Source organism: Mycolicibacterium novocastrense (assembly GCF_001499835.1).
Taxonomy (GTDB): domain Bacteria; phylum Actinomycetota; class Actinomycetes; order Mycobacteriales; family Mycobacteriaceae; genus Mycobacterium; species Mycobacterium novocastrense.
Genome location: NZ_LQIH01000008.1, coordinates 53380 through 68549, shown reverse-complemented (window position 1 = coordinate 68549; position 15170 = coordinate 53380). Strand labels below are relative to the sequence as shown.

Below are 15170 nucleotides of genomic sequence, written 5' to 3'. Positions count from 1 at the left end.
TAGCCGATCAGATCGCGACGGCCGTACCGCAGATGCCGCAGACCTCGAACTGGCGACGGTTCCAGCGCGCCACCGGGACGAAGAACAGCGAGAACTGCTTGAACTCGCGGATTCGGGACCACTGCGTGGTGTTGTGGCAGCGCGGACAGGTCCTGACCTCTCCCGCACCGAGGTGCTTCTGCTTGGTGCCGTAACTGAAGAGGAAGAAGAACACCTCGTCCAGCGTAGGCGCAAAAACTCAGCTCCCGACGGTCAGGCCGACCTTCTGGAATTCCTTGAGATCGCAGTAACCGGCCTTGGCCATCGAGCGTCGCAGCCCACCGACCAGGTTCAGCGAGCCGAACGGATCGTCCGACGGGCCGGTCAGCACCTGTTCCAGCGACGGGCGCTCGCCCATCGCGATTTGCAGGAACGCGCCCCGGGGCAGCGACGGATGCGCGGCGGCGGCCGGCCAGTACCAGCCCGCGCCCAGCGCTTCGGCCGACGTGGCCAGCGGCGTTCCGAGCACCACCGCGTCGGCGCCGCAGGCGATGGCTTTGGCCAGATCACCGGAGGTGTGCATGTCGCCGTCGGCCAGGACGTGGACGTAGCGCCCGCCGGTCTCGTCGAGGTATTCGCGTCGCGCGGCGGCGGCGTCGGCGATCGCGGTGGCCATCGGAACGCTGATCCCGAGCACCTCGTCGCTGGTGGTGACACCGCTGGTCGAGCCGTACCCGACGATGACGCCGGCCGCACCGGTCCGCATCAGGTGCAGCGCGGTGCGATGGTCGAGGACACCGCCCGCGACCACGGGCACGTCGAGTTCGGAGATGAAGGTCTTGAGGTTCAGCGGTTCCCCGTTGGAGGCCACCCGCTCGGCGGAGATGATCGTGCCCTGGATGACCAGCAGGTCGATCCCCGCGGCGAGCAGTGTCGGCGTCAACGCGCGGGCATTCTGCGGGCTGACCCGCACCGCCGTCGTCACACCGGCCTCGCGGATGCGCGCCACGGAGGCGCCCAGCAGATCCGGGTCCAGCGGGGCGGCGTGGAACTGCTGCAGGAGCCGGATCGCGGCCGAGGGTTCCGGCTCTTTTTCGGCCGCCTCGATGACTTGCGCAATCTTGGCTTCGACGTCCGCGTGCCGACCGATCAGCCCCTCGCCGTTGAGCACACCGAGCCCGCCGAGCCGACCCATCTCGATGGCGAAGTCCGGGGACACCAGCGCATCGGTCGGGTGGGCCACCACGGGGATCTCGAACCGGTATGCGTCCAGCTGCCAGGCCGTGGAAACGTCCTGCGACGACCGGGTGCGCCGCGACGGCACGATGTTGACGTCGTCGAGTTCGTAGGTGCGGCGGGCGGTTCTGCCCATGCCGAGCTCAACCATGTCTCGCATGGCCAGTTTCTCCTGTCAGTACGTTCTGTTCTTCGCGCAAGCGCTCGTCAGCGGGTGTAGTAGTTCGGCGCCTCGACCGTCATCGTGATGTCGTGCGGGTGGCTCTCCTTGAGACCCGCCGCAGTGATCTGCACGAACTGGGCCAGCTGCAACTGCTCGATAGTCGCCGACCCGGTGTAGCCCATCGCCGCGCGCAGCCCGCCGGTGAGTTGGTGGATCACCGTCGCGAGCGGACCGCGGAACGGCACCCGGCCCTCGATCCCCTCGGGCACGAGCTTGTCCTCGCTGAGCACGTCGTCCTGGAAGTAGCGGTCCTTGGAGTAGGACCCGCGCAACGCCCCCGCAGCACCGCGGCCCTGCATGGCGCCGAGCGACCCCATACCGCGATAGCTCTTGAACTGCTTGCCGTTGACGAAGATCAACTCGCCGGGCGACTCGGCGGTGCCCGCGAGCAGCGAACCCAGCATCGTCGTCGACGCGCCGGCGGCCAGGGCCTTGGCGATGTCGCCGGAATACTGCAGTCCACCGTCCGCGATGACCGGCACACCCGACGGTGCGCAGGCCGCGACGGCTTCCATGATCGCGGTGATCTGCGGCGCGCCGACGCCGGCCACCACGCGGGTGGTGCAGATCGAACCGGGCCCCACGCCGACCTTCACCGCGTCGGCACCGGCCTGCACCAGCGCGGCCGCGGCGGCACGTGTGGCGACGTTGCCGCCGATCACCTCGACCCGGTCGCCGACGGCGGCCTTGACCCGGCTGACCATGTCCAGCACACCGCGGTTGTGCGCGTGCGCGGTGTCCACGACCAGCACGTCGACACCCGCGTCCACCAGCGTCATCGCCCGCGTCCAGGCGTCGTCGCCGACACCGACGGCCGCCCCGACGAGCAGCCGGCCGTCCTTGTCCTTGGTCGACAACGGGAACTGTTCGGTCTTGACGAAGTCTTTGACCGTGATCAACCCGGTGAGCTTGCCGTGTCCGTCGACGATGGGGAGCTTCTCAATCTTGTTGCGGCGCAACAGGCCTAGCGCCGCCTCCGCCGAAACGCCCTCGCGGGCGGTGATGAGCGGGGCCTTGGTCATGACCTCGGAGACCGGCTTGGACTGGTCCACCTCGAAGCGCATGTCGCGGTTGGTGATGATGCCGACCAGCTCGCCGGTGTCGTCGACGACGGGCAACCCGGAGATCCGGAACCGCGCGCACATCGCGTCGACCTCGGCCAGCGTGTTGTCCGGCGAGCAGGTGACCGGGTCGGTGACCATGCCCGCCTCGGACCGTTTGACCGTCTCGACCTGGCCGGCCTGCTCGGCCACCGGGAGGTTGCGGTGCAGCACGCCCATCCCGCCGGCACGGGCCATCGCGATCGCCATGCGCGACTCGGTGACGGTGTCCATCGCGGAACTCACCAGCGGCACCTTGAGGCGGATCTTCCTCGTCAACTGGCTCGAGGTGTCGGCGGTCGCGGGCACCACGTCGGAGGCGGCGGGCAGCAGAAGCACGTCGTCGAAGGTCAGGCCGAGCATGGCGACTTTCGTCGGGTCATCCCCGCCGGTGGGCACCGGCACCGCGATGGGGATGCTGCTTTCGGCGATCGACATGGCGGGGGCCTCCAGATACAAACGCAGCCGAACACTGTCGTCGAGCTGAGAAACCATCCTATCGGCTGCGGGCCCGCATCCCCGTCTCACGTGCCATGACGCACACAACTATTCATACGTCGACGACGTGGGCGTGACGGCTAGCGTTATCCCCGCCCCGCTGCGTAGTGTGGACTCGTGCGTGACCACCTGCCCCCGGGTTTGCCACCAGACCCGTTCGCCGATGACCCGTGCGACCCTTCGGCTGCCCTCGACGCGCTCGAGCCCGGCCAGCCGCTGGACCCGCAGGAGCGGACGGCGGTCGAGGCCGATCTCGCCGATCTGGCGGTGTACGAGGCGCTTCTGGCGCACAGGGGCATCCGCGGGCTGGTCGTGTGCTGCGACGAATGCCAGCAGGACCACTATCACGACTGGGACATGCTGCGCGCCAACCTGCTGCAACTGCTGGTCGACGGCACGGTGCGCCCCCACGAGCCCGCATATGATCCCGAACCCGATGCCTACGTGACGTGGGATTACTGCCGCGGCTACGCCGATGCCTCGCTCAACGAGGCGACGTCGGAGTCCGACGGCTACCGCTGACTAGCTGGGCTCCTCGACCGCGTCCGGGACGGTCACCGTCGTGACGGCCGTCCTCGGTGCCGGTGCCTCCACGGTCGGTTGCTGCGTCGTCGGCGCGGCCGACGGTTGCTCAACCTCCTGCTGCTCGACCACCGAGGGTGCAGACGTCGGTGTCGGAACCTGAACTCGCGTGCTCGGAGTCGGTAGCGGTGCGCTGGCCGACGGGGTCGGCTGTTGCGTGGCCGATGGTGTGGGCAGCGCCGTCGGCGAGTCCGGAACCGTCGTCGGCTGCGGCGTGGCGCTCACCGTGGGCGGCGGGGTGCCCGGCAGAGCGGTAGGCGACGTCGATGGTGTCGGCGAGTCCGACGGCGAGGGCGTCCCGGACGGCGACGTCGACGGTGTAGACGGTGTAGTCGGCGCCGACGTCGACGGTGTGGTCGGCGCGGACGTCTCAGAGGTGTCCGTCGGCGCAGTGGTCTCCGTTGAGGTCGCGCCGTCACTCGGAATCACGACGACCTCGGGGAAGGTCGGCGGCGGCGCGTTCGGCGGCAGCGTCGCCGCCGGGTCCTGGGCCTCGACCTTGACCGTCAGCTCCTGCCACTGCGTGACCAACTCTTCTTTGCGCACAGTGTCGTTCACGGTCGCCACGGTCGTCGTCAATGTCTCGAGCTTGTCCTGGGCGGCTTGCCACTGACCCTGATCGATCAGCTGCTGCACCTCGGCCATCTGCGTCTGCGCGGCCAGCACGACGGCGTCGTCGCGGGTGTCCTGTTGCTCGCCGAAGAGCATGGTGCGCAGGCCGTAGAGCGAGTCGCCCGGCCCGGCGCCGGCGACCACAGCACCGAACCCGCCGATGCACAACACCGCGGCCGCGGCGGACCCCACGACCGCCAGGGACGTGCGCGTGCGGCGGCGCGATGCCGCGGCCCGGTCAAGCGCGAGCACCGCGTCGCGCGGTGTGACCGTTGCGGTCAGAGGTGCACCACGGACCTCGTCGCGCCAGCCCGCCAGCAGCTGAGCCAGTTCGGCCTCACTGGGGTCGGTCGAATACACCGACTGCTGTGTGGCCAGCGCATCGAGGAACCGATCGGTGCGGTTGATCTCGTTGAGCGAGGGGTCTCCCCCGTTGGAAGTCCAGCGTCCGAAGTCAGGCATAGTCACGCCCCGTCGCCACGATCTCGGACTTCAGTCGAGCCAGCGCACGGTGCTGAGCGACGCGGACGGCGCCCGGGGTGCTGCCGACCGCCTCTGCGGTCTCCTCGGCGCTCATTCCGACGACGATGCGCAGGATCAGGATCTCGCGCTGCTTCTCGGGGAGCACCGCCAAAAGCTTCTTCATGCGCGCCGACGCCTCGGCATCGAGTGCCATCTGCTCGGGCCCGGCGTCCAGCGAGAACCGCTCCGGCACGACATCGGTCGGGTCGGATCGGTTCCTGGCCGCTGCGCGATGCGCGTCAGCAACCTTGTGGGCGGCAATGCCGTACACGAAGGCCAGGAACGGTCGTCCCTGATCCTTGTAACGCGGCAGCGCCGTGATGGCGGCCAAGCAAACCTCCTGCGCAACGTCGTCGGCTGAGAGGCCACTGCGCTCTGTCGCCCCGACCCTCGCCCGGCAGTACCGAACAACGATCGGACGAATGGTCTCCAGCACCTCCCGGAGCGCGTCCCGGTTCCCTGCCACGGCCTCAGCAACGACAGCATCGAGACGTTCTCCCGAAAATGTCATCGTGGGCGATCTCTCCAACGTTACGAACAGGACCGGATCCGGTAGGCCGGTCAGCTAAACAATAACTTTCACTTCCGTGTGGACCCGGTTACCGCACCGACCACACGCCGCCCCGCCGACGCACTGTATCGGCACAATGGTCGCGGATCTTCACCATGTCGAGTGTCGGATGCGCGGCGCTGCCGATGTCGGCCAGCAAGCAGGCCAACGCCCATTGCAGCGGAACCATTCCGAAGCGCTGTGTGTCGTCGAGCGCCGCGTCGGCCACCGACCGGGCGGCCGCCAGATCACCCGCGCTGCACAGGGCGGCGGCGAGCACGACCGACGACTTCACCTCGTGGCGGACCGAACCGAAGTCCGCGGCGGCGTCGACGGCGCGTTTCGCGTGCCCGACCGCGGCCTCGCCGCGGCCGCGGACCATCGCCAATTCGGCCGACACCCAACCCAGCCGAACCCACAGCCTCGGCGACGCCGTATCAGCCATCCGCTCGGCGGCACGGCCCAGCGCGCGGGTCGACGCGTCGAACCGGCCGACTCCCAACGCGTCGGCGGCCAGACCGATCAAGGCGTCCGCAGCCGCTTCGGTGTCCGATCCGGCCAGCGCCAGTGCCCGACCGTCCCATCGCCGCGCCTTGGCGTGCCACCCGAGCTGACGCAGAAACGACGCCTCGGTGCTGTGGGCCAACGCCCGCTCGGGTCCGGCGCCCCGGACCAGTGCCGCCAGGTCGACGCGAGCGCTGGCGTAGCGGCCCTGTCCGCCGGCGGCGACGGCGCGCAACCACAACTCGTGTGGGGTGGCGGCGACGGGCAACGGCCAACGGCCGGGATCGTCACCGAATGCGGCTCTGGCCAGAGCGGTCTCTGTGGACATCGAGTGGCGACCGTATCAATTGCGGCGCGGCATTGGTTAACAGTTGGTGGTCGCAATGTTACTTGCATGTAAGCGGGCCGAGTTTGCCCGCGAACGGGAAATTGACGCGAACTGGAAAAATGGTTTCCGCGGTCCACCGCGTTCGGTTCGTTTAGCACCGTTCTCGTTGCCTGTGCGTCGCAATGATGAACGTGAGGTAAATTCTTGGCCTGCGGTTATGCCAATAAGCACATAGGCAGGCTATTGACGAGATTTCGTGAGCGCCCATACTTTGTCTCCACGAGTGGTCATCGGCGACTTGAGCTCGAATCGGTTTTGAACTCACTCATCCGTTCGTTTCCGAAATGGATGTGCAGAGAGGGGTTTCCAATGCCACAACCGCAGCAACTGCCCGGACCCAACGCCGACATTTGGGATTGGCAGATGGCCGGGCTCTGTCGAGGCGTCGATTCCTCCATGTTCTTTCACCCCGACGGCGAACGCGGCCGCGCCCGCGCGCAACGCGAGATGCGCGCCAAGGAAATGTGCCGCAAGTGCCCGGTGATCGCACAGTGCCGCGCACACGCCCTCGCCGTCGGCGAGCCCTACGGCATCTGGGGCGGGCTGTCGGAGTCCGAGCGCGAGCTTTTGCTCAAACGCGGCATCCGGCGCGCCTCCTGACGGCCGCGGGCACCTACCCGCGGTCGGCAAGCGTGTGCAGCACCGAATCGGTTGTCGGCCAGTCCATGCACTTGTCGGTCACCGACTGCCCGTAAGTCAGGGGACGGGATTCGGGGGCCTGCGCACCGGCGACGAGGAAGCTCTCGAGCATCACCCCGCTGACCGGTAAGCCGTCGCGCACCAGCTGCGCCACCTCCGCGGCAACCTGCGCCTGACGGACGTGATCCTTCCCGGAATTGGCGTGGCTGCAGTCGATTACGACGCGCCCGGGCAGCCCAGCCGCGGTCAGCTTGGCTGCGGTCGCCTGGATGGCTTCGGCGTCGCAGTTCGGCCCGTGGGTGCCGCCACGCAGGATGACGTGGCAGTCCTCGTTACCCGCGGTGTTGACCAACGCGCCGCGGCCGAGATCGTCCATGCCGAAGAAGACGTGGGGCGCGGCGGCGGCCTTGACCCCGTCGACCGCGACCTGGATGTTGCCGTCGGTGCCGTTCTTGAAGCCGACGGGCATCGACAACCCGGATGCCAGCTGGCGGTGCACCTGGGATTCGGTGGTCCTGGCACCGATCGCACCCCACGCGACGGCGTCGGCGATGTATTGCGGGCTGGTCGGTTCGAGGAACTCGCATCCGACCGGCAAGCCGATGTCGACGATGTCGAGCAGCAGGTGGCGCGCGATGCGCAGCCCGCGCGCGACGTCGAAGGTGCCGTCCATGCCCGGATCGTTGATCAGGCCCTTCCACCCGATCGTGGTTCGCGGCTTCTCGAAGTAGACCCGCATCACGATCTTGAGGCGATCGCTGAGTTCGTCGGCCACCTTGGCCAGGCGGCTGGCGTAGTCGAGCGCCGCCGACGGGTCGTGCACCGAGCACGGTCCCACGACCACCAGCAGCCGATCGTCGCGGCCCGCGAGAATGTCGGCGATCTCCTCCCGGTCACGCACCACTCGCTCTGCACGCCGGGCGCCCAGCGGGAACTCGGTGAGCACCTCGTGCGGGCTGGGGATCTCGCTGAAACCGCGGACCCGCCGGTCCGAGGTGGCGGGCGGGGTGGCGGTCTGCGCCAGGTTCATGTTCGGGTGCCTTTCTCAGATGTTGTCGGCGCCCGGTGAAAGCCCCGGGCCCTTGAATGACGAAAGGCAGCGACCTGGTGGTCACTGCCTGGGCTCCGGGTGGATGCGTCGCTTAGCGCTGCGCTTTATCGGCTCCGCCCGGAGCCTCGATAAAGCGCCAATAGCCGGCGCGCGTCGCGATGTTCACGCCGACCAGGTTATACCGGGCCCGGAGGTTTGCCAAAAGTCGGGTCAGGTCAGCCGTCTCCAGGGCTGGCAGTTCCTCGATTCAAAGGCCTTCACCGACGAGTTGATGTTGGCGTTCATCGGGCCGATCGACATGTTCGTCGCGACGACGTTGTCCTTGTTGGCATCCGGTGTGCTGTTTGTGAACCACTCGCCCCAGGTCGACGCGGAGCCGGCCGTGTTGTAGACGCCGGGCGCGATGTCGGGTCCGACGAGGAAGAACCCGTTGCCCGGAATTGGGTTCATCGGGTCGGCCGCGACCGGTGGCGCAGTCGCGATCGCGGTCATGCCGGCGATCACCGCGGCCGCCGCGCGGAACAGATGTGGCATACGTCCTCACCACCTCGTGTCGGCTTCTCGGAGCGTAAGCCCCAGGATCGCGATGCACGCGGAATTCTGCCGGCCCAGCGCGCACCCTTGTACGAAATTTCGAGTTCACACCGTACAAGGGTGTGCCCTCGCGTCGGGTCGTCGAAGGTTCGCCCACCCGTGGTGTTTCGTTTTGTTACTCAGCGATAGTCGTGATGCCCGCACCCGTGTCCATGCCCATGGTCCTCCGGCATGTCGGCGACGGCGGTCTCGGTGGTCAGCACCACGGGCCGAGTCGACGACTCCGTCGGTCGCCAATTCACCGAAGACGAGCGTCGCGGCGTTGAAGCGTTGTCCCGCAGGTGGTTCCGCGATCCCATTCACCGCGACCACGACATCCGGGCCGGCGTTGGTGGCGATCCCCTACAGCTCGAACCGAGCGCGGCGAGCACCTGAACTGCTAACAGTGAAGTAGCCACGAACCGTTACGCATCACCTGCTGAACACGTAGATCCTCCTCTAGCACAACACAATTGGCATCCATGCCGACGCGTAGGCTGCCGACACGGTCGAGCTTCAACGCGTGGGCCGGGGTGGTCGCCGTCATCCGCGCCGCCTTCACCAGCGCCTCATCCGAGCCACCGAGTTGGCCGACCGCTGTCCGGAAAAGCTTATCCATGGTCGTCGTGCTGCCGGCTATCGTCGACGTCCCGCGCACGCGCGCGACGCGCTCGGTGACCTCCACCTCGACGGCCCCCATTCGAAATGAGCCGTCCGGCAGTCCGGCTGCCGCCATCGCGTCGGTGACCAGCGCGACGCGATCGGGCCCGACCGTCTCGATGACCTGCCGCACGAGCGCGGGATGAAGGTGCACGCCGTCGGCAATGAGCTCCACTGTGATCCGCGGGTCTTCCAGCAGCGCCAACGCCGGACCCGGTTCGCGATGGTGTAGTGGCCGCATCGCGTTGAACACGTGGGTACCGACGGTCGCGCCCGATTCGATCGCACGCTGCGCGTCGTCGTAGCCGGCATCGGTATGGCCAATGGCGACGACCACAGCTGCGTCCACGATGCGGGTGATGGCGTCCTGACTGCCCGGCAGTTCGGGTGCCAGGGTGACCATCCGGATGGTGCCGTCCGCGGCAGTGAGCAAAGCGTCGATCTCGGCGGGGTCCGGGTTCCGCATCAGGCTTGCGTCGTGTGCACCGCAGCGGACCGCACTCAGCCACGGGCCTTCCAAGTGCACTCCGGCGACGGTTTTTTGCCGAGTCATCTCCGACAGCACGCGCACTTGCCTCAGAAGGTCTTTCGGTGATGCGGTGACCAGGCTGGCCACCGTCGTGGTGGTGCCGTGGCGCAGGTGGAACTCGGCTGCCTGTTCGATCTCTGAGCCGATGCCGTCGGCGTAGGACGCACCGCCGCCTCCGTGCACATGCATGTCGACGAAACCGGGCACCACTACGTGATCCGCGAAGTCATGGTCGGGCGGTCGCGGTGGCGGGCCGGGCGCGCAGTCGATGATTCGACCGGCAGAGATGGCCAGCCAACCCGGCTTGCAGACCCGGTCCTCCAGGACGATCGTTCCCGCGGCGATGAGCGTCACCGCATCTCCACGAACCTGTGCAGCCCGCGCGGCTTGTCCGCCGTCATTGTTTCAACGCGTTGAGATCCTCGGCCGCGCCGCCGGCTTCATCCGGCCAGCGTCCGCCGTTTTCCCAGAAGTGGCGGATCTCCTCGAGCTGGCGGCCCTTCGTTTCCGGCGCGAATCGGTAGACGAATACAAGCGCGGCCAGCGCGAAGGCACCAAACAGCGCAAATGTCCCGCCACCGCCCAGCGAATTGAGCATCGTCAGGAAGAAGGCAGCGATGATGGCATTGGCCACCAGATCGGAGGTGAGCATCGCACTCGAGCCCATCGACCGCAGCCGAGTGGGAAAGCTCTCACCGGCATAAACCCAGACCAATGCGCCGAAGCCGAAGGTGAATCCGATGGTGAACAGCAGCACGCCGAGAAACCCGATCGTGGTGAGCGCACCGCCGAACTCCGTTCCGGCCACGAAGACGCCGATCAGCACGGCGTTGGCGGCGACCATCATCGCGATACCGCCGAGCAGAATCGGTCGGCGACCTACTCGGTCGACCAGCATCAGCGAAACGAACACCGCTGCCAGGGCCGCTACCTGAATTAGCGCTGGAAGTATCAGCAGTGCGAAGTTTCCCTCGAAGCCCATGGCCTCGAACAGTCGGGGGCTGTAATAGACGATCGCGTTGATGCCGGTGATCTGGATGAAGAAACCGAGCACCACCACGAATACCGTGGCGCGAAGGTAGGGCCGCCGGAGCATCTCGCGCACGGCACCCCCGGTTTCCTCCTTGAGCGCGCGGCTGATTTCGGCGAGTTCGGCCTCGACGTCGGCGCTCGCCTCGACCCGGCGCAGCGTTTGGCGGGCTTCGTCGACCCGACCCTTGAGCATGTACCACCGCGCGGTGTCTGGCATCCACACCAGCAGCAACGTGACGAGTACCGCCGGTATCGCTGCCAGGCCGAGCATCCACCGCCAGCTGCCCGAGCCGGCCAGGAAGTAAGCGGCCAGGTAGCCGATGATGATGCCGACGACCGTGGCCACCTGATAGGCGACCAACAGCGAACCGCGGGACTTCGCCGGTGCTGATTCGGCGACGAACACCGGCACGACCACCACCGACACACCGATGGTGAGGCCCAGCAGAAAGCGCGACACCAGCAGCATGGGCACCGACACCGACAACGCGCTGAGAAGCGCGAAGGCCGCGTACGCGACGGCGACGAGCACCATCGACTTCTTGCGCCCAATGGCGTTGGCGAGCATCCCGCCGCCGACCGCCCCGGCGATCTGGCCGATGACTATCGCTGTGGTCACCAATTCCTGCTGCCGGGTGGTCAACCCGAACTCGTCGGTGATGAACAGAAGCGCACCGGCGATGTTGGAGAGGTCGTAGCCATAAATGATGCCGACGCTGGCGGCCGCGATGGCCACCAGCAGTCCCAGGCGGGGGGACCGCCGGATAGCGGTGTTGCCCACGGTTGATCCTTTCGCCGGTGAACAAAAAGTTTAAGGAAATGGCCGGATCGGCACTGACAGACGCGCCGCCGTACTCGGGTCGAACTCACCCGTCAGGCGCTCTCACCGCTGGGTCGAGCCCGAACACCTTTACAGCGGCGGCCTTACCCTTCACCGCCTGCGATCCCCGGTCGGTCAGTCCGAGTGGTAGAGATTCCAGCGCTTCGACAGTCTGCTGAGTCAGCAGGATCGCGTCACCGGTGGTCTTGGTGAGTTGCTCGATGCGGGCAGCGACGTTGACGGTGTCACCGATGAGCGTGAACTCCAGCTTGCTTCCGCCACCGATGGTTCCGGCGATAACCACACCCGTGTTGATCCCGATCCCGATTCGAAGCTCCCCGCCGAACCGATCCGCGACGAGGCGGTGAATTAGCAACGCGGCGGTCAAGGCAGCGTCGCCGTGACCGGTCAATTCGTTGGGTGCGCCGAACACGGCCAGGGCGCCGTCGCCGAGAAACTTGTTGACGTGTCCACCGGCATCCACGACGGCAGGCACGACGATCTCGAACAACGCATTGAGACGCGCGACGACGTCCTCGGCGGGGTTGGTTTCTGCGAACGGTGTGAAGTCGCGAATGTCGATAAACATCACCGTCACCTCGCGGCGCTCACCGGTGAACACGTCGTCGCCCTGCTCGAGGAGACGGCCGGCAAGCGCGGGGTCGACGTAGGTGCCGAAGGCCGCCTGGAGTCGTTGCCGCTCAGCCAGTCCCGTCTGCATGCGATTGAACGACGCCGCAAGCGCTCCCAAGTCGTCATCCTGGACTACGGGAAGGCGCTGACTGTAGTCCCCGGCGGCGACCCGCTCGGTGCCGCTGGCGAGGTCGCGAATCGGTCGCAAAGACGGTAGAACGATGCCGCTGACGGTGATCGGCCAGTAGAGACCGATTGCCACACAACCGATTAAGACGAGAAGCGCCGGGAACCTTGCGGCAGCATCCCACACGATGCCCAGCATCGCGCCTATGACTGTGGAAGCGAACAGAGAGCCCAGCATCGCGACGTTGAGCCACGCCGCGAAGGTCGGATGTGAGCGGGGCAGCTCGTCACCGACTACGGTATCGGCGGCAAGTGCGGCTCGAACCGGCCGCATAGCTCCTTGCACAGAGGTGTGCATACCGAGCAGCGCCATGGCAATGCCCAATGCGGCACCCAAGACTCCGTACTGGGCCAGCCGCCACCCCCTCGCTTCCGCCATCGCGCCGACGGACACCGTCAAGAGTGCAGTCCAAACAGGCAGGAACCAGATCGCTCGGGCCGTAGCAGCACGGGCCCAGGCGTAGGTGTCTGTCAGCGCCTGCATCCGGTCGACCTCGCGACCGGCCGCCCACTGATGCGCTCGACGAAACATCCGGCTGGCGGGAAGTATCGACACCGACGCATTCACCAGAACGGCGATTCCTGTGACCACCGCCGCCGCGAGGTAGCGATCCGAGTTCTCGAAAGCGACGAGAAGCTGCGACCACAGGATGTAGACATCGCGGCGAACGTCAATCCCCAGATCATCCACGAGTACCTCGCTCCATACCCGTTCCACGCCCACTGCCAGATACGCTCCATGTCAGAACGAAACACCCCCGGCCATGTGACCGGGGGTGCTTCGTTCAATTCACTCAGTGATGGTGGTGATGGCCGTGCCCGTGGCCGTGACCGTCGTCCTCCGGCTCCTCGGGCTTGTCCACGACAGCCGTCTCGGTCGTCAGCACCATGCGGGCCACCGACGCCGCATTCAGCACCGCCAAACGCGTGACCTTGACCGGGTCGACGACACCGTCGGCCGCCAGATCACCGTAGGAGAGCGTCGCCGCGTTGAAGCCTTGTCCGGCAGGCAACTCGGCGACCTTGTTCACCACGACCGCGCCGTCCAGGCCGGCGTTGGTGGCGATCCAATACAGCGGGGAACCGACCGCGGCGGTGAACAACTCGACACCGAGGCGCTCGTCGCCGGACAGGCTGTCGCGCAGCTTCTCCAGCGCGCCGCGGGTCTGGAGCAGAGCCGCACCGCCACCGGCGATGACACCCTCTTCGACCGCGGCCTTGGCCGCCGCGACGGCGTCCTCGACTGCTTCCTTGCGCTTCTTCAGATCGGTCTCGGTCGCGGCGCCCACCTGGATGACGGCAACGCCGCCGGCCAGCTTGGCCAGCCGCTCCTCGAGCTTCTCGCGATCCCATTCGGAATCGGAGACCTCGATCTCGGACCGCAGCTGCGCCTTTCGCGCCTCGATGGCCTCCTTGGTGCCGCCACCTTCAACGATGGTGGTGCTGTCCTTGTCCACCACGACGCGCCGGGCGGTGCCCAGCACCTCGAGGCCCACCTCGCGCAGCACCAGGCCGACATCCGGGTTGACGACCTGGCCGCCGGTGACGACGGCGAGGTCGTCGAGGAACGCCTTGCGGCGGTCGCCGAAGAACGGAGCCTTGACCGCCACCGCCTTCAGCGTCTTACGGATGGCGTTGACCACCAGCGTCGAGAGTGCTTCGCCCTCAACATCTTCGGCGATGATCAGCAGCGGCTTACCGGCCTCGGCAACCTTCTCCAGGAGCGGAAGCAGGTCGGGCAGCGAGCTGATCTTCTCCCGGTGCAGCAGCACCAGCGCGTCCTCGAGCACCGCCTCCTGGGCGTCGAAGTCGGTGACGAAATACGCCGAGAGGTAGCCCTTGTCGAAGCCGACGCCGTCGGTCATCTCCAGGTAGGTCTCCAGCGTCGAGGACTCCTCGACGGAGACGACGCCGTCGGCGCCGACCTTGGTCATCGCCTCACCGACCAGCTCGCCGACCTTCTCGTCGCGAGACGAGACCGTCGCAACCTGGGCGATGGCGCTCTTCTCCGACACCGGCGTCGCCGCGGCCAGCAAGGCCTCCGACACCGCGTCGGCGGCCTTGGCGATGCCCGCGCCGAGCGCGATCGGGTTGGCGCCGGCCGCGACGTTGCGCAGCCCGCCCTTGACCAATGCCTGCGCCAGCACCGTCGCGGTGGTGGTGCCGTCGCCGGTGACGTCGTTGGTCTTGGTGGCGACCGACTTGAGCAGCTGCGCCCCGAGGTTCTCGAACGGGTCTTCCAGGTCGATCTCGCGGGCGATCGTCACACCGTCGTTGGTGATGGTCGGCCCGCCCCATGACTTGGCCAGCACGACGTTCTTGCCGCGCGGCCCAAGGGTCACCCGCACCGCGTCGGCCAGCTTGTCCACGCCGGCTTCCATTGCGCGGCGCGCGGTTTCGTTGAACTCAATCTGCTTACTCATAAGTGTCTTTCTTGAGTCGCAATTCGCTATATACGCATGCCGCCCCGGAAATCACCCGTGTGGACGGGGATTCCCGGGGCGGAACACGGGTGCTTACTTGTTGACGACGGCCAGCACGTCGCGTGCCGAGAGGATCAGGTACTCCTCGCCGTTGTACTTGATCTCGGTGCCGCCGTACTTGCTGTAGATGACGGTGTCGCCCTCGGAGACGTCCAGCGGGATGCGCTTTTCGCCCTCGTCATCCCAGCGGCCCGGGCCGACAGCGACGACGGTGCCTTCCTGCGGCTTTTCCTTGGCGGTGTCGGGGATGACCAGACCGGATGCGGTCGTGGTCTCGGCCTCGTTGGCCTGAACGAGGATCTTGTCCTCGAGTGGCTTGATGTTCACGCTCGCCACGATGGAGCCCTCCACTAGTTCGGGTGTCGATCCG

Annotated in this window: 15 protein-coding genes and 1 pseudogene; 3 read left to right on the top strand and 13 right to left on the bottom strand. The window is 66.9% G+C overall.

Annotated elements, in window-relative coordinates:
• Positions 1-7 precede the first annotated feature (7 nt).
• The 3 genes from AU072_RS08215 to guaB are packed head-to-tail and all read right to left on the bottom strand — an operon-like array spanning position 8 to position 2976.
• The gene (locus AU072_RS08215) at positions 8-214 is read right to left on the bottom strand and encodes a zinc-ribbon domain-containing protein (RefSeq protein ID WP_064413317.1); all 207 of its coding nucleotides are present in this window, start codon (positions 212-214) and stop codon (positions 8-10) included.
• Between the two features lie 24 nt (positions 215-238).
• Complete coding sequence (locus AU072_RS08210; protein ID WP_174523740.1) at positions 239-1366, bottom strand: GuaB3 family IMP dehydrogenase-related protein; 1128 nt, start codon at positions 1364-1366, stop codon at positions 239-241.
• Between the two features lie 56 nt (positions 1367-1422).
• The gene (gene guaB, locus AU072_RS08205) at positions 1423-2976 is read right to left on the bottom strand and encodes an IMP dehydrogenase (RefSeq protein ID WP_064346000.1); all 1554 of its coding nucleotides are present in this window, start codon (positions 2974-2976) and stop codon (positions 1423-1425) included.
• Positions 2977-3153: 177 nt separating this feature from the next.
• On the opposite strand from guaB, the gene AU072_RS08200 reads away from it, so the two are divergent.
• Positions 3154-3558: a DUF5319 domain-containing protein gene (locus tag AU072_RS08200; protein ID WP_064345682.1), complete on the top strand. Its 405-nt coding sequence runs from the start codon at positions 3154-3156 to the stop codon at positions 3556-3558.
• Here the strand turns inward: AU072_RS08200 and AU072_RS08195 are convergent, their stop codons facing one another.
• From AU072_RS08195 to AU072_RS08185, 3 genes are all read right to left on the bottom strand, one after another.
• Positions 3559-4692 (bottom strand): anti-sigma-D factor RsdA, encoded by a 1134-nt coding sequence (locus tag AU072_RS08195; protein ID WP_064413315.1) that lies wholly within the window; start codon positions 4690-4692, stop codon positions 3559-3561.
• On the bottom strand, positions 4685-5263 hold the full coding sequence (locus tag AU072_RS08190; RefSeq protein ID WP_064413314.1) for a sigma-70 family RNA polymerase sigma factor: 579 nt from the start codon (positions 5261-5263) through the stop codon (positions 4685-4687). The genes AU072_RS08195 and AU072_RS08190 overlap by 8 nt, the downstream gene beginning before the upstream one ends.
• Before the next feature lie 88 nt (positions 5264-5351).
• The gene (locus AU072_RS08185; protein ID WP_064413313.1) at positions 5352-6134 is read right to left on the bottom strand and encodes a hypothetical protein; all 783 of its coding nucleotides are present in this window, start codon (positions 6132-6134) and stop codon (positions 5352-5354) included.
• Between the two features lie 369 nt (positions 6135-6503).
• Between AU072_RS08185 and AU072_RS08180 the strand changes: the two genes are divergently transcribed.
• Positions 6504-6794, top strand: a complete 291-nt coding sequence (locus AU072_RS08180) for a WhiB family transcriptional regulator (RefSeq protein ID WP_064400598.1) — start codon at positions 6504-6506, stop codon at positions 6792-6794.
• A gap of 13 nt (positions 6795-6807) precedes the next feature.
• Here AU072_RS08180 and AU072_RS08175 read toward each other — a convergent pair whose 3' ends face one another.
• Positions 6808-7863: a 3-deoxy-7-phosphoheptulonate synthase gene (locus AU072_RS08175; RefSeq protein ID WP_064413312.1), complete on the bottom strand. Its 1056-nt coding sequence runs from the start codon at positions 7861-7863 to the stop codon at positions 6808-6810.
• 231 nt (positions 7864-8094) lie between these two features.
• Entirely contained in the window at positions 8095-8418 is a 324-nt protein-coding gene (locus AU072_RS08170) for an Rv1352/Rv1906c domain-containing protein (RefSeq protein WP_064413311.1), read from the bottom strand.
• Between the two features lie 231 nt (positions 8419-8649).
• On the opposite strand from AU072_RS08170, the gene AU072_RS28920 reads away from it, so the two are divergent.
• Positions 8650-8853, top strand: coding sequence for a hypothetical protein (locus tag AU072_RS28920; protein ID WP_064413310.1), 204 nt, complete (start codon positions 8650-8652; stop codon positions 8851-8853).
• A 4-nt stretch (positions 8854-8857) separates the two neighbouring features.
• Here the strand turns inward: AU072_RS28920 and nagA are convergent, their stop codons facing one another.
• The 5 genes and pseudogenes from nagA to groES form a co-directional block, all read right to left on the bottom strand.
• A complete protein-coding gene (nagA, locus tag AU072_RS08160; protein WP_064413309.1) occupies positions 8858-10000 on the bottom strand; it encodes an N-acetylglucosamine-6-phosphate deacetylase in 1143 nt (380 codons plus the stop codon).
• A gap of 43 nt (positions 10001-10043) precedes the next feature.
• Positions 10044-11444: a sugar porter family MFS transporter gene (locus AU072_RS08155; RefSeq protein WP_064413392.1), complete on the bottom strand. Its 1401-nt coding sequence runs from the start codon at positions 11442-11444 to the stop codon at positions 10044-10046.
• Positions 11445-11544: 100 nt separating this feature from the next.
• A pseudogene (locus tag AU072_RS08150) lies at positions 11545-13058 on the bottom strand (adenylate/guanylate cyclase domain-containing protein).
• Positions 13059-13111: 53 nt separating this feature from the next.
• Complete coding sequence (groL, locus tag AU072_RS08145; RefSeq protein WP_064413308.1) at positions 13112-14740, bottom strand: chaperonin GroEL; 1629 nt, start codon at positions 14738-14740, stop codon at positions 13112-13114.
• A 93-nt stretch (positions 14741-14833) separates the two neighbouring features.
• Positions 14834-15136, bottom strand: coding sequence for a co-chaperone GroES (groES, locus tag AU072_RS08140; protein WP_041310041.1), 303 nt, complete (start codon positions 15134-15136; stop codon positions 14834-14836).
• Positions 15137-15170 lie beyond the last annotated feature (34 nt).